Raw genomic sequence first — 20981 nt, forward strand, 5'->3', positions numbered from 1 at the left:
TTTATCTGATTATTGTTGTTGATAATTCTGCTGCTGTCGCCTGTTCTTCCTGTAGCTTTTTAACAGTTCGTTTGCAGTTAATAATGCCAAAGATCAGCCAAAAAGCTAATAATCCAGTGGTTAAAAATAAAATTGAAACTGAGCCAAATCTGACAATTAGAGCTGGAGCTGCTGCGGTAAATAAACCGCCACCAACGATAGGTTCAAAAAATAATTGTTTGTAACCAAAGCTCTCAAAAGCTCCTGTACTATTATCTGGGTCAACCATCCGAATCAAGAGAATACCTGTAGCAGTTACCCCCATTGACTGCCCCATATCTCCAATGCCACGTTCAAACCAATAGACAGGTAAAATGCGAGGCGCAAGATAGACAAAGACAAGAACATTCCAGGCAATACCGACAATTGATAGTGTGAGAAACACGCCGATATTAGCTCCTAAGACCGCTAAGTTAATTGAAGCTAAAGCAGTTACTATGAGAAGATCGAGGGCAACACCCGCAATTCTTTCCTGTAGTCTTCTCATAATCAATACATCGAGGTCAAAACGCTTCATTACTACTTGAATAATAATCCCGCCAATTAAAGCCATAGGAAATAAAGGCACCGCCCCAGCAAGCTCTAAACCACTCCTGCCCCAGGTAGCCGACTCAATTAAGGTTAAAATTTCTAGAATTATCCAACCAATAGCAATCGCCATCCCTGTAAACCCAAAGTTAAGGGATAAAGGATCGATTAAAAAATTTCGCATCAATCGCGCTCTTTTCGCCAGTACGCTGCTGGGTTCTGTAGGTGCTGTCTCTTGAAACTGAGCATCGCCACTGTCTACGGGTTCAGGTTCAGATTCAATATAGCCTTTTTGCCGACCCCAATGAGCTAATGCCGTACCAAATATTATCCCTGAAACAATACCTACAGTAGCTAGACCCAGTGCCAGATCTCCTCCTTCAGGAAAACCTAACTCAGTTAAAGTATCTACCATCCCTCCTGCCGTACCATGTCCTCCTTCAAAACCAATTTCAATCAAAGCTCCAGCTATAGGATTGATTCCAAATATGGGGGTAAGAATGAACAAGACAACTGAAATACCGATTACGTATTGTCCCCAAGCTAAAGTTTGACCAAAGGCAACCTGAGGAGCAGTTTTGCGCCAGATTTCTTTCGGATTGGGAATGTGTTCTCCTAAAAATAATGCTGCAAAAACAATATTAATAAATACTCCAGGGGATTGCGACCAAACTTCTTGCATCTCTTCTGGAAATAAACCTCCAGCAAGATAAGAGTTTGGGTTTGCTCCTAAACTTACTGCGATCGCTCCCAAAGTTCCCGTTCCCAGTAGTAAGGCGATCGCCCCTGCGATAATCGATTCAGGTATATAAAGTGTTTGTAGCAACCTAATTTTATGTTTGATAAATCTTGCCATTATTAGCAGAATCCCTACTACAATAAAGGCAAATAAAACATTAAGTAAATTAAACATTAGTTATTTATAATATTTGGGATTTATTATTAAAACTTATTTGATTGCCGCTTAAAGTTTCTGTAATTAAAATCACTTTAATTATCAACAGACTTTCGTATGCTGACCAATTATTAGAAATTATTATGTTAGTAGAGTATTTAGCTACAAACATTTATTCAACTATATTAGACCTAATTTCTATAGCAAAAATTGTTTATTTCTGGAGCTATATTATTAGCAGTAGCTGAAAACTAAATAATTCTTGCTATCTACAAAATGCCGTTCAAATATTAATGGCATCAGATTAGGTTTTGCCTAACGCTGATGCCACTTCAAATATTATTTAACTTATATATTTAAGGTCTTTATATTTGCCGACCTCATTTAAACCTAAAAGTATATTCTCAGATTTTAGCAAAATATTTTTATTTCCTAATGTTTTCTTTATATTTTCCTCAATCAAGAATTATTACCTTTTATTACGTCGCTCGAATTTTTTGCCAAGGACACGCCAAGTAGTTGAGAAAGCCAAATCTCAAAATCTCGAATTGGGTGAGAACGAACTGCAACTATCGGATCGATCATCGGCTCAACTAAAATTGTAAACATTCCCAAACGGTTTCCCGCTAAAACATCGGTAAACAAGCGATCGCCTACCATAGCAACCTGTTCTTGAGACAAATTCATCGCTGTTGCTGCTTGCTTTAGTTTACGACGAGAAGGCTTTCTAGCAGCCGAGAGAAAGGGTAAATCAAGTGACTGAGCAATTTTATCAATACGAGAATAGCTAATATTATTACTTACCAACCAAATAGGAGTATTTTGTCTAATCTCCGCGATCCAGTGCTGTAATTCATTAGAAATTTCTTTCTGTTTAAAAGGCACTAGTGTTTCGTCTACATCTAGTATTAACCCACGAATATTTCGTTCACTCAACATTTGTGGCGTTAAATCAAAAATAGTGCCTTCTAAAATCAAATTTGGCTGTAGTAAGCTAATTAAAGACATGATATAAAAATAAAAAACAATAAATCATTGCTCAACGGAGACTATCTTAGCGATTTAAACCGAAGTTTTGGTAAATTCCATTCTTTCATAAATAAACAATAGTATTTGAGAAAATAGCACAAGTACGATTAGATATAAGTATTTAGTCAGTTAAGTTCTGTGTACTGCGAACAGAACAACCTAAAGAAAAGATATATTGTTAAAATTAGTAAAGAGACAAAAAATTTTAAATAAGTTATTAGAACTATGGGTCGTATTGGAGTTTTGCTACTCAATCTCGGCGGACCCGATAAAATCGAAGATGTCCGTCCTTTTCTGTACAATTTGTTTTCCGATCCTGAGATTATCAGGTTACCTATTAAAGGCTTACAAAAACCATTAGCCTGGATGATTTCGAGTTTGAGAGCTAAGACATCTCAGGAAAACTATTTAGAAATTGGTGGTGGCTCTCCTCTACGAGAAATAACTGAGGCGCAGGCAGATGCTTTACAAAGCCAGCTCCAGTCAATGGGTTACGATGCCAAAATTTACATTGGAATGCGCTACTGGCATCCCTTTACTGAAGAAGCGATCGCTCAAATAAAAAGCGATGGTATCAAAGAAGTAGTCGTTCTTCCCCTTTATCCTCAATTTTCGATTAGCACTAGTGGTTCGAGCTTCCGCGTTTTAGAAGAAATGTGGTCAACAGACCCGGTCTTGCAAGAAGTAGGGTATACCATCGTCCCTGACTGGTATGAAAACCCTGGCTATCTGCAATCAATGGCAGATCTTATTAGCCAAGAGCTAGAAAAATTCCCTAATCCTAATAAAGCTCATGTGTTTTTTAGTGCCCATGGCGTCCCAGTGAGCTACGTCGAGGAAGCAGGAGATCCTTACAAGCAGCAGATTGAAGAATGCACTCGCTTAATAATGCAAACTCTTGGTCGCACAAATCATTACACTCTGGCATATCAAAGTAAAGTAGGACCCGTAGAGTGGCTTCAGCCTTACACTGACGATGCTCTTATAGAACTAGGAGAACAAGGAATCAAAGATTTAGCTGTAGTACCGATCAGCTTTGTTTCTGAACATATCGAAACATTACAGGAAATTGACATAGAATACCGCGAAGTAGCCGAATCAGCGGGCATCGAGAATTTCTATCGTGTTCCTGCGTTGAATGTTCATCCTGGCTTTATTGATTCTCTGGCAAATATAGTCGTCGATTCTTTAGACTCTCCTTCTTGCTCTTTTGCCGATGTAATTCATCCCAAGAAAAACATGAAAATGTATCCTCAAGAGAAGTGGCAATGGGGCTTGACAACCGCAGCTGAAGTTTGGAATGGGCGTTTAGCAATGCTAGGCTTTCTTGGTTTGTTGGTAGAGTTGCTTAGTGGTAGCGGTCCTTTACACATGGTTGGCATACTGTAGAAAATATTTGGCTCAGATATTGGCTCAAAGCCAAATATTTTCTTTTGCTTTTCGATTAAAAATCACGGCAATTTTTAATTTCAACTGTCTAGCAAGATTCAAGATTAAATTTTGTAGTCTAAATTTTGAGTTTTGGATTAAACATCAGCTAACTATTTCCAGAGCAATTATTAAACAAATTCAGTTGAAGGTTGAGTTATTGACAATTTTAATATGCAATAAAAAAGATTCATTATTGATAATGAATCTTTTTTTAATCTCTATTAATTTATTGGCTCAAGCTATAACCCGCTCGAAACCTAATAAATCGCCAAACTTTTAAGCAGTAGCAAATTCAGGTTGAGAACGTTTGCTGTTGCGAATGCCTTCAATTGCTTCGGCATAATCTGGAGCTTTAAATACCGCAGAACCAGCAACGATCGCATTAGCACCAGCTTCCAAAACTTGCCAAGTATTGTTGGGTTTGAGCCCACCATCAACTTCGATCCAAGGATCTAATCCTTTCTCATCACACATTTGACGCAATTTCGCTACTTTTTCTACCATTTCAGGAATAAAGCTTTGACCGCCAAAACCAGGGTTAACGCTCATGATTAAAATCAGATCGCAAAGAGGCAAGGCATACTCGATTAAAGACAAAGGAGTAGCAGGATTTAATACTACACCAGCTTGTTTACCTAACTCACGAATCTGACCTAAAGTACGGTGTAAATGAGGCGAAGCGTTGTGTTCTGCATGAACAGAAATAATGTCTGCTCCAGCTTTAGCAAACTCTTCAACATACTTTTCTGGTTCGACGATCATCAAATGAACATCTAATGGTTTCTTAGTATGAGGTCGAACCGCTTTGACGATCATTGGGCCAATAGTAATGTTAGGCACAAATCTACCGTCCATTACATCAATATGAATCCAATCTGCACCAGCTCGATCTATAGCTTCAATTTCTTCACCCAAACGGCTAAAGTCTGCTGACAAAATTGAGGGGGAAATAACAGTTTTTTTATTAGTCATAAAGTTTTTTTTTCTAATTTTTGTATTGAGTGTAACAAATTTTTATCTATTTAATTAATAAGATATCATGTTTTTTCCTTTTAAAGAGTGTAGGTAAAACTAATATATTTTATTTACTTAGATCGGTGGTTAAATTTAGTTGACAAAAATTTAATCAATTAGAGTAAAAAATTACGATTCAAAACTCAACTTGCGTTAGTCTTTTCTGTAACATTTTGGGGAAAGCGTCATAGTATTGTTGATTTAGCGGGGAAGGATGAGGTAAGGGTAATAAAGTGATTGCTTTGGTGTGAGCCATGCCCAGATCATCTGTTGCACTAATGTTGACAGTTAATTGATTTTCAAAGCGATCGCTACTACGATAAAAACTATCTAATTCTCCTTTAGCTCCATAGTTGGCAAACCACTTAAAAGCTTCTGTCCCCAAAGTAATAACTTGGTTTCCTTGCCAGTGAAAGACAAATAATTGTTCTAAAAAAGGACGAAATCTTTTCTTGACCTTGACTAAATAAGCTTTATTTCCTGGTGGTTTATAAGGAACGGTGTTAGTAAGTAATACTCGGTTAATAGTTGTGTCATCTAAATCTTTTCTCGAAGATGCTTTTTTTTTGTGAACAGCATAATAAAAACCTTGTCGAACCATTGTTCCTGAAGCACCAATCAAAGGTTGACGAGCCTGAACTTCATCTTTGCCCAAATCTCGACCAAAAAAACAGAGGGGGCTGGCTAAATTTCCCGCATAAAGAATTGGTTTGGTCGGCTCAATATTAGCAGATTTATATACTGGAATATCTATCGGAAATTCCTCTCGCTGCGCTTCTTGTTGCACCTGAGAAATTAGGTCTTCAATATCGGGCATAGAGCGATTTTATTAACTAGTTGTCTGTGATTAGAAAATCTTTATAGTTTCTAATTATCTCATCTTTTCTTTTAGTAAAAACCTAACTATGTATAGATATAAATCCTGGTAAAATTAGCTTCATCTTTCTCGATCATCAGCTATGAGCCTAATATATCAGTATCCTCCATTAATCCCAGGTCGTCTAATCAAACGCTATAAAAGATTTTTGGCTGATATTGAATTAGATACGGGAGAAATAATTACGGCTCATTGTCCTAATACTGGCCCGATGACTGGTATTTCTAGTCCAGATAGTTTAGTGCAGGTATCTAAAAGTAATAGCCCTAAGCGCAAGCTAGCCTACACCTGGGAAATGATTCAGGTTGGATCTACTTGGGTAGGAACAAATACAGCCATGCCAAATCGAGTAATCAAACAAGCCTTACAACAAAAGCTATTTCCTGAATTAGCTGCTAGATATGGCGAGGTTCGTTTTGAAGTTCCCTACGGTAAAGACAAGAAAAGTCGAATTGATTTCTTATTAACTGGAGAAGAGAATCAACCACCAACTTATCTGGAAGTCAAAAGCGTAACTTTGAGTACAGAAAATTTAGCTTTATTTCCCGATACTGTAACAGTGCGCGGACAAAAGCATCTTCGAGAATTAATTGACTTGGTTCCAGAGACAAAAGCAGTAATGCTGTATTTTATTAATCGTGGCGATTGTAATTTATTTGCACCCAGAGATCGCTGCGATCCCAAATATGGAGAACTATTGCGACAGGCTGTAGTTCGAGGAGTAGAAGTACTGGCTTGTCGCTTTGAGATTACTCCCCAAGGCATTAACTATCTTGGATTAGCCGATTTTCTCCCACACGAACCATGAGCGTTATCTAATCGAAAATTTTTTCGCAAAATTAAAGCCACAAAAAGTGTCATTGATTGAGACTTTAAGAGGAACAGTCACTCAAGGAAACGGTTCAAGAGTTCATTTTAGCTTGAACAGCATTTCTCTAAATATTCATTCTCCCCATCCACAAAAAAATTAAAAAGATATCAAGTTAAAGATGTCCGTACCTTTTTAATCAAAGTAGAAGTATAAATATGAAATACAAAGGCTATAAAGCAATAGTAGAATTTGATGAAGTCGATCGACTATTCTTCGGTAGCGTAATCAACGCTAGAGATGTAATCTCATTTGATGGCACAACAGTAGATGAATTAAAACAATCTTTTGAAGCTGTAATTGATGAATATTTAGAAGACTGTAAAAATGAAGAGAAAGATCCAGATAAGCCATTTTCGGGTCAATTTAACTTATGTATTACGTCTAGATTGCATTGAAAACCTGCTCTTCAAGCAAGAAAACAAAATGTAAGTCTTAATACATTTGTGGAACAAGCACTAGAAAAAACAGTGGGAGTTTAATATTAAGCGATCGCATTTCCTCAATCCTCTACATATAAAAAAGCGATCGCTCTACGGTGCAGCTGATCGATCCCTACAACGCAAGATTCTACATCTAAGATAGATATGACAATAGCTCTATAACTTTAACCAAAAAAACTATGAGTAATCAACAACTACTAAACCGTATCACTACCAATTCAAAAGTCATGGTAGGCAAACCTGTAATCAAAGGTACTCGATTGACAGTAGAGTACATCCTCAATCTTTTGGCACAAGGCGCATCTATAGGAGAGATTTTAGAAGAATATGATGGCTTAGTAGAAGCAGATATCAGAGCTTGTTTATTGTTTGCTGCTCAGTCTCTTGAGAGTACAACTTTTATGCCGCTAACTGTGTAAAATACACGACAATGCGTTTATTAGTAGATGAATGCACTGGTACTAGAGTAGCGAATTGGTTGAGAGAAGAAGGATATCAAGTATTTTCAGTTTATGAACAAGCACGAGGCAGCAGCGATGATTTGATTATCAAAAAAGCTTTTGATGAAAACTGGATTTTGGTTACGAACGATAAAGATTTTGGTGAAAAGGTTTACCGAGAAAAAATGTCCCAGAGAGGAATAATTTTTCTACGTCTGCAAGATGAACGCTCTGCTAACAAAATTGATGTCCTACAGCGTTTATTTTCAACGTATCTCCAGCGAATACCCAATAGCTTTGTTGTAGTTACAGAAACTCAAGTTCGTTTTCGTAATAAATTGTAATTTGCAGTGATTTAGCTTAGTTGTCAATATAAGCGATCGCACTTTTTTCAATCAATCTGAAACACAATTTTAAGTGTCTAAAAGTACTGAACATGATAAATCACAAATGATAGTTTAGATAGAATTAACTCAATTTGATTAATTTTATAATTTCTTTTTTGGTCTTTTTAGCTTATATATAATAAAGTTACAAAAGCTATTTAATACAGTTTGGTATGGTTATTTGGTTTGCCGCCTATAAATGGTTTAATACTTTTTCGACCCGAATGGAGAAGCTAGCATTCATAGGCATTGCTCTATACGGTTTGGGATGGCTGGCACTACCAGTTAAAGCCGAATCCAAAATCTATGACCCGCCTTCAATTACTTCGGAAACAGAAGTATCTGACACCCTGACCAAAAATGATATTCCTACAGGAGATGGGGGTTTTGCCCGCGACTATTTTGTGCAGTTAGAGAAAGGCGATCAGGTGGCGATTGACCTCACTTCAGATAATTTTGATTCCATGGTAATGCTGATTGCAGACGATGGGGCGACCATAGCCGAAAATGATGATGGTCCTGATGGCACTACCAACTCTCTACTTTTTTCTCGTATTACTGAAGCGGGAAAGTATATTGTGCGAGTTAGAGCTTTTGGAGATACTAGCGGGGGGAAATTTACGTTAAAGTTAACCAGACTAAAGCCTACTCTCAAATAAACAATCAAGGCGTTACATCATCATTAAAAATGCCAAAAAAGTAGCCCTTCGGATTACTAACTTCGTAAATATTAAAGTTATTCAGGCAAAAACGGCGTTACAAATAACTGTAGAACTGCCGTATGGTTAACAGTAACTATGTCAGAATCAACTATAGAATCGATTTTACAAGAGAAAAGAGTATTTAATCCTCCCCCCGAATTTGCCGAACAGGCTTCCATCAAAAGTATGGAGGAGTATAACAAGCTTTATGCTTTGGCAAAAAAAGACCCTACTAGCTTTTGGGCAAAATTAGCCGAGAAAGAATTGCATTGGTTTAAAAAATGGGGCAAAACCTTAAATTGGCAACCACCTTTTGCTCAATGGTTTGTCAACGGCAAAATAAATATTGCCTATAATTGTCTGGATCGACATTTAACTACTCATCGTCGAGACAAACCAGCCCTAATCTGGGAGGGAGAACCAGGAGACTCGCGGACTTTAACTTATGCCCAACTGCATCAAGAAGTCTGTCAGATGGCAAATGTAATCAAGCAGCTAGGAGTTAAAAAGGGCGATCGCGTCGGCATCTATATGCCCATGATTCCCGAAGCAGCGATCGCTATGTTAGCCTGTGCCAGAATTGGGGCAGCCCACAGCGTGGTTTTTGGTGGCTTTAGTGCCGAAGCTTTAAAAGCCCGTCTCCAGGACGCTGAAGCTAAGTTAGTAATTACCGCCGATGGTGGCTGGCGCAAAGATAAGATCGTTCCGCTTAAAGATGCAGTCGATGAAGCGATCGCCGTTGATGTAACTAGCGTCAAAAATATTTTAGTAGTACGGCGTACTGAACAAGATATTGAGATGCAGTCGGGACGCGATCATTGGTGGCACGAACTCAAAGCAGAAGCGAGTCATGATTGCCCAGCCGAACAGATGGACAGCGAAGATTTACTGTTTATTCTTTATACCAGCGGTACTACAGGTCAGCCCAAAGGTGTAGTTCACACCACGGCGGGTTATAACCTCTACACTCACATGACCTTTAAATGGACATTCGATATTAAAGATAATGATGTCTATTGGTGTACGGCCGATGTCGGCTGGATTACAGGACATAGCTACATCGTTTATGGTCCTTTGTCTAATGGTGCAACTACGGTGATGTATGAAGGCGCACCCCGTCCTTCTAATCCTGGCTGTTTTTGGGATGTGGTCGAAAAATATGGCGTAACTATCTTTTACACCGCCCCTACCGCCATACGAGCATTTATTAAAATGGGGGATGAACACCCTAATAGTCGCGATCTTTCTTCTTTAAGAATTCTGGGAACAGTTGGCGAACCGATCAACCCCAAAGCTTGGATGTGGTATCACCAGGTAATTGGCGGTGAACGCTGTCCGATTGTAGATACCTGGTGGCAGACGGAAACAGGAGGCTTTATGTTAACTCCTCTGCCTGGGGCAATTCCTACCAAACCTGGATCGGCTACTCTACCTTTTCCTGGTATTATTGCCGACGTAGTAGATTTAGACGGTAATCCTGTTGGCAAAAATGAAGGGGGTTATCTGGTAATTAAACATCCTTGGCCCAGCATGATGCGTACAGTATACAAAAATGACGCTCGCTTTCGCAGTACCTATTGGGAACATATTCCGCCTCAAGATGGCAAATATCTATATTTTGCAGGTGATGGCGCACGTATAGACGAAGATGGCTATTTTTGGGTAATGGGTCGAGTTGACGACGTGATGAACATCGCAGGACACCGTTTAGGCACGATGGAGGTTGAGTCTGCCTTGGTATCCCATCCTGCTGTTGCCGAAGCTGCGGTAGTTTCTCGTCCCGATGAGGTTAAAGGAGAAGAGGTTTATGCTTTTGTTACTTTGGAAGGTTCTCATCGTGCCAGTGACGAACTCAAGCAAGAACTCAAGCAGCACGTCGTCAAAGAAATAGGCGCGATCGCTCGTCCAGGAGAAATTCGTTTTACCGATGCTCTACCTAAGACACGTTCGGGTAAGATTATCCGTCGTTTTTTGCGTAATTTGGCGGCGGGAGAAGAACTAGTCGGAGACATCTCCACTATGGAAGATCTCAGCGTTTTAGACAAGCTACGACAGGGTTAATTGCTCTTGCTGATTAAGGATGGGTGTAATGCTCATCCTTAAAATTTAAAATTACTGACTGGCAACTTTGTACTTGCCGATGTGGATCTGTACAAAGTTGCCAATCATTAATACAGGCCATTCAGGACTTGAACCTGAAACCTACGCCTTAGAAGGGCGGTGCTCTATCCAATTGAGCTAATGACCCAGATTTGCCAAATTATACTAACATATTATTCTCCTATATTGTTCAAAAAGATTGCCATTAAAAGCAACTATTTTGATATAGCGGTTCTCATTCACGTAAGGTACAGTCTGACACGCTGGTTTTTGCTAATAGCCAATGGGACGCGATATGCCCGTGCATGATTTGCGACGCGAAGGACGCGACGTAAGGAGCTAATCCTTTAGGGCTAGTCCTTTAGGGCGAAGCTTATCATGCACGGACTAACTTCGTGTGACGCGCTAGCTTATCCGAAGGTGTCTCTGTGCGGATACACCTACGGATATACCATGCACGGGAATCCTTTAGGACGCGGAGCGGTATCCTTTAGGGCTAATCCTTTAGGGCTAATTAAGGTGTACCTTATAAATATGAGAATTGACTCTAAATTAATTAAGCAAGGTCAGAATTATACCAATTTCTTTGATGAGCAAGGCGATCGCTCACTAAAGATTATTTGGCTCGGATTTTTTTTGAAATAGAATTTTGAATTGCTATTGCTATGTATAGGTATACTGTATACTTGAGTCTCAAGTATCAAAACAATATTTATAACTTAGATAAACACTTAGTAGTCTTCAATGAGTTTAAACTCAACCTATGATTGCTATTCAACGCAGCCAGTCACTACGGGAACAAGTATACCAAGCCCTGAGAAAAATCATCTTAACAGGAGATTTAGCTTCGGGCGATCGCATAGTTGAAACCAAATTAGCCAAAAGGTTGAACGTTAGTCGTACTCCGATTCGTGAGGCGATCGGGCAACTGCATCGAGAAAAATTGCTCGTATCTCATCCTAATGGTGGTTTTAAGGTTACTACCCTTTCGATCCAGGATGCAATTGGGCTTTATGATTGTCGTATAGCTTTAGAACGGCTTTCAGTAGCTAGTGCTTGCCAACTGATGAACCCCCAACAGCTAAAGCAATTAGAAAAATTAGTATTATTGGCAGAATCAGCCGAATCTCAGTCGAGTAGATCTAATAGCCAGAAACTTTTAGATTTGGATTATCAATTTCATCATTTGATCGCAGAGAGTTCGGCCAATCACTGGTTATTAGCTTTGCTGAGGCAAGTTTTTGATAAAATGGCATTGCTGAGAGTCCAAACTACCACACACAACCCTCAAGTATTGGAAATTCGCTTGGAACATCGGCAAGTATATGAAGCGATCGCCGATAAAAACGTTGATTTAGCCCAAAAAATGATCGAGCGACACTTGAACGCTAGCAAAGCCAGAGTCGTCCGAGAACTAGAAATTATTAATAACGTCGAATCATCTAGATCTAAATAGCAGCATGACAACAGCATCAGACATTAAGCACATTTTTATTTGCGGTTCTGCTTTAAGGGGACAGCCAGATCATCAAAATCTTACCGACGCCAAATTTATTAAAACTGCTCAAACTTTGCCTCAGTATCGCCTTCATGCAGCAGAAGATGGCTGGCATCCCGCTATTTATGCCGTAGAAATAGGTGGCGTTAGTATCCCTGGTGAAGTTTATGCCATGACTAACGAACAGTATGAATATCTTTTGGCTAACGAACCTCCTCATATGTATCCCGAGACGGTAAATTTAGAGGGAGGCGAACAGGCGATCGCCATGCTTTATCCGCAAGAATTAGTTGTAAAGCATAATTGGCTCGATATTTCCGACATGGGAGGCTGGGCAGCTTATAAATCAATAAGCAGTAAGTGATAAATCGTTCAATCTTCAGATCCTTTGAGGAATTATGGTTATTAAAAGCTATTAGCGAATAGCTAGTTAATTCAACAACGCACCCTATAGCAGATGATTTGTCTGCTGACTATCTATATTCTAGGTTTTTGATAAGTATAGTTATTTAAAAGCTGGCGTTGCATATCTGCTAAGAGTGTTCTAAGTCTAATTGGATTAAAGTCTGGAGCAAAATATTTGCTCCTTGAATACATTGTTCTGGGGAAGTATACTCGCTAGCATCATGGGAAACTCCCATTTTACTAGGAACAAAAATCATCCCCATGTCGGTGATTTGAGCTAGTTCTTGAGCATCGTGACTGGCACGACTAGGTAAATAGGTATAGTTTAAGTTCAGGTTTTCGCAGCTTCGAGCGATCGCCTGTTGAATATAGGGTTCGGCTAAAGCGGGTTCATTATGTAAGCAGGGATTTAATCTAATTTGAGTATTGGTAGCCACGGCGATTTCTTCTAGATGAATGCGTAATTCCTCTAGCAAGCTATCGATATGCAAACTGGATAAGTCACGAATATCTAAGCTCATTTCTACCCAACCAGGAACGACATTAGCAGCATTAGGCAGAACCTGCATTTTGCCTACCGTAGCTACCTGTTGCCCGGGAGTATTGCCAATTTGATTGACTGCCAAAACAATTTGAGCGGCTGCAACTAAAGCATCACAGCGCATCTGCATCGGCGTTGTACCTGCATGATTGGCACTACCCTTAACCGTAATATTAAATCGTCTTTGCCCGACAATACCTTCAATTACACCAATCTGTTTTCCCATAGATTCGAGAACTGGTCCTTGTTCGACATGAAGTTCGACAAATGCAGCTAGATCATCAGTATTACGACGTGCTTGAGCAATATTATTCCAGTTTCCACCAATCCTATTTAAACAAGTTTGGATATCTGTGCCATCGGGACGCTGATAATAACCTGGATCGTTAATTACTCTGCCAGAAATTGCCTTAGAACCAATCATGCTACCTTCTTCGTCGGTGAAGACAATTATTTCTATTGAGCGATGGAGTTGAAGCTGATTTTCTTGCAGAACTCGTACCGCTTCTAACCCTGCTAAGACTCCATAAGCACCGTCATAATGTCCACCGCAGGGAACAGTGTCGATATGCGAACCCGTGGCTAAAGCTGGCGCATCAGGATATTTACCTGGATATCTGCCAATAATGTTACCCGCAGCATCAACTTTAATCTGCATTTGAATTTCTCTCATCCATTGCTGAACTAAATTACGAGCTTCTAGATCTTCTTGGCTATAGGCAATACGTTTTACACCATTATTATCGAGCTTACCAATTTGAGCCAGGCGTGCAATACTTTGATTTAAGCGATCGCCATCGATTAGTAGTTGAGTCGTAGTTAATTTCATAAGTCGATCAGCGGCTCTAAATTACGTATACTGTATACAATAGCTTTAAGCTAACATACTAAATAATTTGCTTACCGCCTCAAGCTAACAGTTGCAGCAGATTGACAAATGCGATCGACGATACATTTTAGTTATTTGTCAGTAATTGAAAGCGATCGCGTTTGAGTAAAATCAGATTAATAGTTCACGGCAGGGATCATGACCTGTATACAGCGATCGCCGTACCAGTTAAGATAAAACTACAGCCTAAAACCATGGTCATAGTTATTGGCTCTTTGAGACTAATTGCACCCCAGAGCATGGCAAATAAAGGAACTAGATAGGCAACAGTCAAAGCGTTACCCGCACCAATATTACTGATTAAATGAAAATAAAGCATATGAGCGAAGGCAGTAGAAAATAAAGCTAGAGCTAAAACTACTAACATTAACGTCACCGAGGGAAACGTTGTCGGCAAGAAAAACGGTGTTATAGGTAACAAAACTATGGCTGCACTTAAAAGACTTCCTGTGGCGATGACTACTGGCGAAACTCCAGATAACTTTTGTCGGGCATAAAGAGCAGCGATCGCACAGATAGAAGCTGCCGTAAGCGCGGCCGCAGTTGCCCCTACAAAAGACCAAGTAATGGGTATATTCGTCCAACCAACAAGCACCGTTACACCAGCAAAACCGAGAATTAAGCCGAAAAATCGGCTTGAGGTTAACTTTTCTTTTAGCCATAAAGAAGCAATAATCGTACCAAAAAGAGGGGCTGTGGCGTTGAGAATTGCTGAAAATCCCGCAGGTAAAGATAATGCAGCGAAAGCAAACAATAAAAAAGGAATTGCTGAATTTATACAGCCAACCACAAATAGAGGTATTAACTGTTGGCGAATTTGTGCCAGTAAATTTAATCGGATTGACAGTAGCAGCAAAGCCAAACCTGCCAATAAAACTCTTAGTTCAATTAATAAAACTGGACCAAGAACAGGAACAGCGAACCGCATGAAAATGAATGAAGCACCCCAAAGCGCAGCTAACAGCAATAAACCTAATACATTAAATATATTCATAAAGTGAAGCGCGATCGCCTGCTAACTAGCTCATTGATATCAGTATTGAGTGGTTAATGACCCATTAAGCATAGCGGTATGTCAAGATCCCCGCACCGAGGCGCTAATCATGCACGGGCTTGAGCGTGAACCTCCGCGATGCGAAGCGGTATGCTTTAGCATACCGCTTCGCATATCCTTTAGGGCAACGTTTACCCTTACCCATGAGGGCAACTTCGCGCTGCCCTGACCGTTGGTGAAAAATGATTAGTAATCTTGAGATGGAATAAAATACTTTAAATCAAGCACATTAATTTGCTATAGCACTTGAAAGACTTTACCGCTTAATAAACCTTCAACACTTTTACTAAAAGCCAAAGCAACTCTGGCTACGGTAACTGGTTCGTGTCCTCGAAAAAAATCACCATAGCTATCCATTGATTCTAAAACAACACCAGGACTAACTGAATTGAGTCTAATTCCTTTAGTTAATTCAATTGCAGCCCCAATAACAAAACCATCAATGGCAGCATTAACCATACTGGCAGAAGAACCATATTTAATGGGATCGTGACTAACTACACCGCTGGTTAGGGTAAAAGAACCGCCATCGTTAATATAATTTTTGCCAATCAAAACTAAGTTGACTTGCCCCATCAATTTGTCTTTAATGCCGATATAATAATCTGCTTCGCTCATTTGGCTAAAATCCCCAAAATGAATATTGCCTGTAGTTGCCACTACAGCATCAAAAGAACCTATTTCTTCATACATTTTGGTAATCGATTCAGTAGAAGTAATATCGACATTAACATCACCACTTTTGCGCCCAACTTTGACAATTTCGTGTCTGGGTGAGAGTCGATCGACAACCGCTCGACCAATTGTACCGCTAGCACCGATAATGACTACTTTCATAATGACCTTTTGATGTTTGATAATCTATTTTCGCTTTGCTGCTATTTGTGTGCGTGGATTAATTTTTATTAGGAGAATAAAGCTTCTAGACCTGTATAGGGTGTTAAGGGAAGAATTTCAAAGTCTAAAATATCGTTCTTTGCCATCGGCAATTCAGCAACTATTTCTTCAGCAGTTGACAAATTTTCCGCTTCTAAAATTAATACTGCACCACTCATATCTGCTATGTAGTGAATAGATCTGACAACATTTGCTGCATAATATTTCCAAACTTTTTCGGCTTCTGGCTTGACGTAAGGGAAGACTTTATTGGGGGATGTGTCTTCAGCAACCCGCGCTATTACTAAAAACTGCATAATTTAACTGTGTAATTTAGCTTAAATTGCTTTAATTTCTGGTTGGATAAGATTGAGGACTGTATAAGGATCGTGTCCTGAAAAGAGCAATTTAATGACGATCGCAGCAGCAGGTTCAAGCATTCGAGCATATTTTAAATCGCCAATATCTTTAGCTTCACAACCAATATCTTCAATTAAAGTAGCAATTTTTTGTTTAGCCAGATCGTTATCTCCGCAATACATTACGACCAAAGGGCGAGCATCAAACACTGGAGGTTTCATCTGCCATACTTTTGCTTGGCACATATTAAAGGCTTTGACAACATGAGCATTGGGAACAACTCTAGCAATCTCTTCCGATAAAGACTTGCCATCATAAGTTTTGGCTAGAAAATCAGATGTATTTACTGGATTATTGAGATCGAGTAAAACTTTGTCAGTTAAAGCATCACTACCACCAGCAGCATCGATTGCCTCGAAAACAGCCTCATGGGTAGTTGCTAAAACTACGATTTCGCCAAATGAGGCAGCTTCCTCTTCTGAACCAAATTTAATATCTGTTCCTAGTTTTTTAGCTAACTTTTCAGCTTTTTCCAGATTACGCCCACCAATAAAGAGCCTGTGCTTAGTAACCCATTGAGAAGCTAATGCTTCAGCCATGCTTCCGTAACCGATAAATCCAATTTTCATTATTGCTCCTTTATTTAGGCGATCGAGTTCAACCGATATCTATCTGAAATATTTAATAATTGAAATGCAAATCCAAACTAATACTGTTGAAATAAGAAAAATTAAATTTTCTATTATTGAAAGCAAATGCGGGCGTTGCAGGTGATCATTTCTGTGTTCATATCTGTAGATTAATCAAACTCGTTGTATTAGTCAAACAAATATTATTGATAATATATATTTGTGCTATCGATATCAGAGCGGTTTAAATGAATATTGATTACGCTAATCTCCGTCAACTCGATCTAAATCTGTTAATTGTCCTAGACGTTTTAATTACTGAAGCTAGCGTCACGAAAGCAGCCGATAAGCTTAACTTGAGTCAATCAGCAATGAGTTATTCCCTAAAAAAATTACGAATTATTTTGAATGATGATATTTTGATTCGCACTTCTAGAGAGATGGAAGTCACTCCCTATGCACGACAAATAAGCGATCGCGTTCGTCAAATTTTAATCGAAATTCAGTCAACCTTTCTTGAAAAAGAAGCTTTCAATCCAGCTACAGCCAAGAATATTTTTAGAATTGCAGCTAGTGATTACGTCGAAGCCACCATCGGGATTAATTTAGTACAACAAATTGCTACTCAAGCACCAGGTATTCGCATTCGCATTACTAATCTCAATAAAGCAACGGTAATGAACGCTTTAGATGAAAATCTAATTGATTTAATTATTAATGTCCGATTACCCCTCAAAAGCTGGCACGTCGAGCAAAATTTATATCGAGAAGAGTTTGTCTGCGTGTTGAGAAGCGATGATGCCTTGACAGAATTACCTATGGAGGATTATCTCAGGCGATCGCATCTTTTAGTTTCCATGCGGGATGACTTTCAAGGAGCAGGAGATGAAATACTAGAAAGACAACAGCAATCTCGACAAGTAATTTGGTCTACACCTCACTTTATGGCAGTACCGTTTTTACTTGCTAATTCAAACTGTGTGGCATTACTTCCCAGACGGATGGCGCAACAGTGTGCCAAGGCAATGGACTTAAAGCTACTTCCACCACCGATTGAAATTGAAGGTTTTACCGTATCGATGATTTGGCATCAGCGCAATACTAATAATTCTCAACACCAATGGTTGCGACAGCAAGTAATTGATGCGGGACAAAATATTTAGGGGCAAAGTAGATATTTCAACCCGCAGTCTGAGAGTTCTCCAGCGGTTAGACAGTAAATTGGTCATAAATTAGTCTAACTAAGTAACATGAAAACAATCTAAGACATCTTGCCGTTGAGATCGAACAATGATTGCGGGTAGGATAATTATTAAGCGATCGCTTTGAGAAAGTTTGCCAGTTCATGGTTAAAGTGTTCGGCATTTTCCCAATGGGGTGCGTGAGCGCCTATGTCGTAGAGAATGTATTTAGCATCTGGTCTGACGGATTTGAATTGTTTCAAGCCGACTCTCATAATTGGATCATCTTCTACAATCAAAATTCGCAGAGGCAAGGATTCTACTTTGTCAGACACCATTATTTTTTACACATTCTTATCGCCAAATTGATGGAAACGAACGATTTTTACCATGATTAACAATTCTCTCTTGATGAAATTGGTGACAAGTTAGGAAAATGTACTATTTTGTTAAACCTCTTGAGAGATGAAGTCAAGGCGATCGCCTGGATTTGGCTCTATTTAGCTTTGTTGAATCTTGAGTATTTACACTTTCTCCCGCATTAACGGCGCATTATCCCAACCATTGCCAAATTAAACCTGCTACTCCACCAAGAACAACTAACCACACCGAACTAATTTGAAATCTAAATAACGCGATCGCGCCTAACACTAAAAGAACAACGGTAAACCAATCGACAATCGCAGTCCGCGCTAGGGTATAGGTAACGGCTGCCATTAATCCTAGAGACGCAGCATTAACCCCATCTAAAAAATGACTCAACCAAACAGACTGTCTTAGTTTGTCAATCCAAGGATTAATCAGGCCAACCAAGATAAAGGCTGGTAAAAAAATGCCGATGGTAGCAGCAACTGCACCTATATTTCTTGCTAATAAATAACCAATAAAGGTAGCGGTAGTAAATACAGGGCCTGGAGTTATCTGTCCGATGGCTACAGCGTCTAAAAGTTGTTGAGAAGTTAGCCAGTGCGATCGTTCTACTAAATCTCGTTGCAAAAAAGCTAACAAGACATAGCCACTGCCGTATAAAACCGAACCAACTTTCAAAAAAAAGAGAAACACACTCCACCAATTGTTAGGAGACGAATCTTTAACTAGACCGTTTACCTGGGTATCCGCTTCGGCAATCGTAATTAAAGCAATACCTGTTGCGCCGTTAATACGGGAGAAGTTTTTTATTAGTATTACTCCTAATCCTGCTAAGAACAGTAACAAAATTTCGTTAACCCCTGCAAAGAAAGCAATAATTACTGTTACACCAGCGATCGCTGTGGGAATATCTTTGACTGCCTTTTTGCCCAGCTTCCATAATGCTTTGACAATAATGATAGCGATTAAAGGTTTGATGCCGTAAAGTAAACCATCAAACTGAGGTAGAGTTTGATATTGAACATATATTGCAGCCAGAATCCAAACTATCGTCATTGCTGGCAAAATAAAGCAAGAACCAGCTATAAATAGTCCTTTCCAGCCAGCCCGCTCATAACCGATATGAATTGCCAATTCCGTAGAATTAGGACCAGGAATTAAGCTAGTTACCCCTAACAAATCTAAAAGTTTTTCTGAGGTAATCCAGCGACGGCGTATCACAATTTCCTCTTCCATCATCGCAATATGGGCAACAGGGCCACCAAAAGCCACTGTACCAAGTTTGAAGAAGACCCATGCCAACTCTGGTAATTTTACTGGTTGGTTAGATTCAGATGTTTTCATCGGTTAATTGAGTAAGTTTTTTGCCGTCAACGATCCTCATTAAACATCTCTTAGTTGAAGCTGAGTTAAATAATTAATTTCTTATCGTTACAGTTGAGCAGCGTTGAGAAGACGAAGTTAATTTAAAGACTTAAACAGATTGCTCTAAAATCTTGATATATGCCTTGACGGTTTGCGAAAAACCCATTTCCAAGGCTTCGGCGGTCAAAGCATGACCGATAGATACTTCCAAAATGCCAGGAATGGTACAAAACTTGGGCAGGTTATCGAGACTGAGATCGTGTCCTGCATTAACTCCTAGTCCTAACTCCTGTGCTTTTTTCGCTGCATCGGCAAACTGTTGCCAAGTAGACTCCAAATTCTTGTTTTCTCGATATGCAGTAGCATAGGGTTCAGTATATAGTTCAATTCTCTCTGCACCAGTCTCAGGAACTAAACTAATCTGTTCCACATCTGCATCCATGAACAAGCTGACTCGGCTACCAAGATCATGCAACTCTTTGATAATGGCAATTAAACGCTCTCGATCTTTGGTCAAGTCCCAACCGCTATCTGAGGTAAAAGTGTCGGGGGCATCAGGCACCAAAGTACATTGAGTCGGCTTGACTCGACGCACAATCTCCATAAAGGATACTTCCAAAGGATTCCCCTCAATATTAAATTCTACAGGAGTTACCACATCTAATAAATCATCAACGTCTCCTGGTCTAATATGTCTTTGGTCGGGGCGAGGATGTACCGTAATTCCTTTAGCACCAGCGTCAATACAAATTTTTGCCATTTTGGTAATGCTGGGGATACCAATATTACGCGTATTTCTAATTAATGCCACTTTATTAAGATTGACGCTGAGATTAGTCATTTTAAAGGTTGGTGATTTAATGTATAAAACCGATAATAATACTACCAAAAGCTATTAGCTTTTGGTACTTGTATCAATTAAGAATACGACAACATGATTCTTAAACCACAGGGTCGATCGCTTTTAAACAGTAAACCGAGCAATTACAAGCTGAAACGAAGCGGTACTAGCTATATTGTGATTAAGAGCAAACCCAAGTTAGATTAAGAAATCTCTTACTAT

Annotated in this window: 21 protein-coding genes, 1 tRNA gene and 1 pseudogene; 10 read left to right on the plus strand and 13 right to left on the minus strand. The window is 39.3% G+C overall.

Annotation, left to right across the window (positions count from 1 at the left end; all coding sequences use genetic code 11):
• Position 1: 1 nt before the first annotated feature.
• Both V6C71_24990 and V6C71_24995 read right to left on the minus strand, forming a co-directional pair.
• Positions 2-1480: a sodium/glutamate symporter gene (locus tag V6C71_24990; GenBank protein HEY9771714.1), complete on the minus strand. Its 1479-nt coding sequence runs from the start codon at positions 1478-1480 to the stop codon at positions 2-4.
• Between the two features lie 441 nt (positions 1481-1921).
• Entirely contained in the window at positions 1922-2470 is a 549-nt protein-coding gene (locus tag V6C71_24995; protein ID HEY9771715.1) for a YqeG family HAD IIIA-type phosphatase, read from the minus strand.
• Positions 2471-2716: 246 nt separating this feature from the next.
• Here V6C71_24995 and hemH point away from each other — a divergent pair, with 246 nt between their 5' ends.
• Positions 2717-3880 (plus strand): ferrochelatase, encoded by a 1164-nt coding sequence (hemH, locus tag V6C71_25000; GenBank protein ID HEY9771716.1) that lies wholly within the window; start codon positions 2717-2719, stop codon positions 3878-3880.
• A gap of 318 nt (positions 3881-4198) precedes the next feature.
• On the opposite strand, the gene rpe is transcribed toward hemH, so the two are convergent.
• Both rpe and V6C71_25010 read right to left on the minus strand, forming a co-directional pair.
• Entirely contained in the window at positions 4199-4894 is a 696-nt protein-coding gene (gene rpe, locus V6C71_25005; protein HEY9771717.1) for a ribulose-phosphate 3-epimerase, read from the minus strand.
• A 178-nt stretch (positions 4895-5072) separates the two neighbouring features.
• A complete protein-coding gene (locus V6C71_25010; protein ID HEY9771718.1) occupies positions 5073-5753 on the minus strand; it encodes a uracil-DNA glycosylase family protein in 681 nt (226 codons plus the stop codon).
• A gap of 142 nt (positions 5754-5895) precedes the next feature.
• Here V6C71_25010 and sfsA point away from each other — a divergent pair, with 142 nt between their 5' ends.
• The 6 genes and pseudogenes from sfsA to acs all read left to right on the plus strand — a co-directional run bounded on the left by sfsA (position 5896) and on the right by acs (position 10712).
• Positions 5896-6621, plus strand: coding sequence for a DNA/RNA nuclease SfsA (sfsA, locus tag V6C71_25015; GenBank protein HEY9771719.1), 726 nt, complete (start codon positions 5896-5898; stop codon positions 6619-6621).
• A gap of 218 nt (positions 6622-6839) precedes the next feature.
• Positions 6840-7163 (plus strand): annotated as a pseudogene (locus V6C71_25020) (type II toxin-antitoxin system HicB family antitoxin).
• A 140-nt stretch (positions 7164-7303) separates the two neighbouring features.
• Positions 7304-7543, plus strand: coding sequence for a DUF433 domain-containing protein (locus V6C71_25025; GenBank protein HEY9771720.1), 240 nt, complete (start codon positions 7304-7306; stop codon positions 7541-7543).
• A gap of 11 nt (positions 7544-7554) precedes the next feature.
• Positions 7555-7908, plus strand: a complete 354-nt coding sequence (locus V6C71_25030; GenBank protein HEY9771721.1) for a DUF5615 family PIN-like protein — start codon at positions 7555-7557, stop codon at positions 7906-7908.
• A gap of 215 nt (positions 7909-8123) precedes the next feature.
• The gene (locus V6C71_25035) at positions 8124-8609 is read left to right on the plus strand and encodes a PPC domain-containing protein (GenBank protein ID HEY9771722.1); all 486 of its coding nucleotides are present in this window, start codon (positions 8124-8126) and stop codon (positions 8607-8609) included.
• 138 nt (positions 8610-8747) lie between these two features.
• Positions 8748-10712: an acetate--CoA ligase gene (gene acs, locus V6C71_25040; GenBank protein HEY9771723.1), complete on the plus strand. Its 1965-nt coding sequence runs from the start codon at positions 8748-8750 to the stop codon at positions 10710-10712.
• 113 nt (positions 10713-10825) lie between these two features.
• On the opposite strand, the gene V6C71_25045 is transcribed toward acs, so the two are convergent.
• Positions 10826-10899 (minus strand) — tRNA-Arg (locus V6C71_25045).
• A 615-nt stretch (positions 10900-11514) separates the two neighbouring features.
• Here V6C71_25045 and V6C71_25050 point away from each other — a divergent pair.
• Complete coding sequence (locus V6C71_25050; protein ID HEY9771724.1) at positions 11515-12207, plus strand: GntR family transcriptional regulator; 693 nt, start codon at positions 11515-11517, stop codon at positions 12205-12207.
• A 4-nt stretch (positions 12208-12211) separates the two neighbouring features.
• A complete protein-coding gene (locus V6C71_25055) occupies positions 12212-12613 on the plus strand; it encodes a gamma-glutamylcyclotransferase (GenBank protein HEY9771725.1) in 402 nt (133 codons plus the stop codon).
• Between the two features lie 169 nt (positions 12614-12782).
• Here V6C71_25055 and V6C71_25060 read toward each other — a convergent pair whose 3' ends face one another.
• From V6C71_25060 to V6C71_25080, 5 genes are all read right to left on the minus strand, one after another.
• A complete protein-coding gene (locus V6C71_25060; protein ID HEY9771726.1) occupies positions 12783-14024 on the minus strand; it encodes a Zn-dependent hydrolase in 1242 nt (413 codons plus the stop codon).
• Between the two features lie 196 nt (positions 14025-14220).
• Complete coding sequence (locus V6C71_25065; GenBank protein ID HEY9771727.1) at positions 14221-15078, minus strand: DMT family transporter; 858 nt, start codon at positions 15076-15078, stop codon at positions 14221-14223.
• 297 nt (positions 15079-15375) lie between these two features.
• Entirely contained in the window at positions 15376-15975 is a 600-nt protein-coding gene (locus tag V6C71_25070) for a short chain dehydrogenase (GenBank protein HEY9771728.1), read from the minus strand.
• 68 nt (positions 15976-16043) lie between these two features.
• On the minus strand, positions 16044-16331 hold the full coding sequence (locus V6C71_25075; GenBank protein ID HEY9771729.1) for a hypothetical protein: 288 nt from the start codon (positions 16329-16331) through the stop codon (positions 16044-16046).
• A gap of 21 nt (positions 16332-16352) precedes the next feature.
• Positions 16353-17003 (minus strand): NAD(P)-binding domain-containing protein, encoded by a 651-nt coding sequence (locus tag V6C71_25080; protein ID HEY9771730.1) that lies wholly within the window; start codon positions 17001-17003, stop codon positions 16353-16355.
• A 248-nt stretch (positions 17004-17251) separates the two neighbouring features.
• Here V6C71_25080 and V6C71_25085 point away from each other — a divergent pair, with 248 nt between their 5' ends.
• Positions 17252-18166, plus strand: a complete 915-nt coding sequence (locus tag V6C71_25085) for a LysR family transcriptional regulator (protein ID HEY9771731.1) — start codon at positions 17252-17254, stop codon at positions 18164-18166.
• A gap of 149 nt (positions 18167-18315) precedes the next feature.
• Here V6C71_25085 and V6C71_25090 read toward each other — a convergent pair whose 3' ends face one another.
• From V6C71_25090 to V6C71_25100, 3 genes are all read right to left on the minus strand, one after another.
• Positions 18316-18522 (minus strand): hypothetical protein, encoded by a 207-nt coding sequence (locus tag V6C71_25090; protein ID HEY9771732.1) that lies wholly within the window; start codon positions 18520-18522, stop codon positions 18316-18318.
• Positions 18523-18736: 214 nt separating this feature from the next.
• Positions 18737-19897 (minus strand): chromate transporter, encoded by a 1161-nt coding sequence (locus V6C71_25095; protein HEY9771733.1) that lies wholly within the window; start codon positions 19895-19897, stop codon positions 18737-18739.
• Positions 19898-20027: 130 nt separating this feature from the next.
• Positions 20028-20759: a pyridoxine 5'-phosphate synthase gene (locus tag V6C71_25100; protein HEY9771734.1), complete on the minus strand. Its 732-nt coding sequence runs from the start codon at positions 20757-20759 to the stop codon at positions 20028-20030.
• Positions 20760-20981 lie beyond the last annotated feature (222 nt).

Source organism: Coleofasciculaceae cyanobacterium (assembly GCA_036703275.1).
Taxonomy (GTDB): domain Bacteria; phylum Cyanobacteriota; class Cyanobacteriia; order Cyanobacteriales; family Xenococcaceae; genus Waterburya.

Excerpts from the sequence above, each read along its gene's own strand:
- V6C71_24990 (HEY9771714.1), bottom strand. The coding sequence starts at position 1,480 with ATGTTTAATTTACTTAATGTTTTATTTGCCTTTATTGTAGTAGGGATT.
- V6C71_24995 (HEY9771715.1), bottom strand. The coding sequence starts at position 2,470 with ATGTCTTTAATTAGCTTACTACAGCCAAATTTGATTTTAGAAGGCACT.
- hemH (HEY9771716.1), top strand. The coding sequence starts at position 2,717 with ATGGGTCGTATTGGAGTTTTGCTACTCAATCTCGGCGGACCCGATAAA.
- rpe (HEY9771717.1), bottom strand. The coding sequence starts at position 4,894 with ATGACTAATAAAAAAACTGTTATTTCCCCCTCAATTTTGTCAGCAGAC.
- V6C71_25010 (HEY9771718.1), bottom strand. The coding sequence starts at position 5,753 with ATGCCCGATATTGAAGACCTAATTTCTCAGGTGCAACAAGAAGCGCAG.
- sfsA (HEY9771719.1), top strand. The coding sequence starts at position 5,896 with ATGAGCCTAATATATCAGTATCCTCCATTAATCCCAGGTCGTCTAATC.
- V6C71_25025 (HEY9771720.1), top strand. The coding sequence starts at position 7,304 with ATGAGTAATCAACAACTACTAAACCGTATCACTACCAATTCAAAAGTC.
- V6C71_25030 (HEY9771721.1), top strand. The coding sequence starts at position 7,555 with ATGCGTTTATTAGTAGATGAATGCACTGGTACTAGAGTAGCGAATTGG.
- V6C71_25035 (HEY9771722.1), top strand. The coding sequence starts at position 8,124 with ATGGTTATTTGGTTTGCCGCCTATAAATGGTTTAATACTTTTTCGACC.
- acs (HEY9771723.1), top strand. The coding sequence starts at position 8,748 with ATGTCAGAATCAACTATAGAATCGATTTTACAAGAGAAAAGAGTATTT.
- V6C71_25050 (HEY9771724.1), top strand. The coding sequence starts at position 11,515 with ATGATTGCTATTCAACGCAGCCAGTCACTACGGGAACAAGTATACCAA.
- V6C71_25055 (HEY9771725.1), top strand. The coding sequence starts at position 12,212 with ATGACAACAGCATCAGACATTAAGCACATTTTTATTTGCGGTTCTGCT.
- V6C71_25060 (HEY9771726.1), bottom strand. The coding sequence starts at position 14,024 with ATGAAATTAACTACGACTCAACTACTAATCGATGGCGATCGCTTAAAT.
- V6C71_25065 (HEY9771727.1), bottom strand. The coding sequence starts at position 15,078 with ATGAATATATTTAATGTATTAGGTTTATTGCTGTTAGCTGCGCTTTGG.
- V6C71_25070 (HEY9771728.1), bottom strand. The coding sequence starts at position 15,975 with ATGAAAGTAGTCATTATCGGTGCTAGCGGTACAATTGGTCGAGCGGTT.
- V6C71_25075 (HEY9771729.1), bottom strand. The coding sequence starts at position 16,331 with ATGCAGTTTTTAGTAATAGCGCGGGTTGCTGAAGACACATCCCCCAAT.
- V6C71_25080 (HEY9771730.1), bottom strand. The coding sequence starts at position 17,003 with ATGAAAATTGGATTTATCGGTTACGGAAGCATGGCTGAAGCATTAGCT.
- V6C71_25085 (HEY9771731.1), top strand. The coding sequence starts at position 17,252 with ATGAATATTGATTACGCTAATCTCCGTCAACTCGATCTAAATCTGTTA.
- V6C71_25090 (HEY9771732.1), bottom strand. The coding sequence starts at position 18,522 with ATGGTGTCTGACAAAGTAGAATCCTTGCCTCTGCGAATTTTGATTGTA.
- V6C71_25095 (HEY9771733.1), bottom strand. The coding sequence starts at position 19,897 with ATGAAAACATCTGAATCTAACCAACCAGTAAAATTACCAGAGTTGGCA.
- V6C71_25100 (HEY9771734.1), bottom strand. The coding sequence starts at position 20,759 with ATGACTAATCTCAGCGTCAATCTTAATAAAGTGGCATTAATTAGAAAT.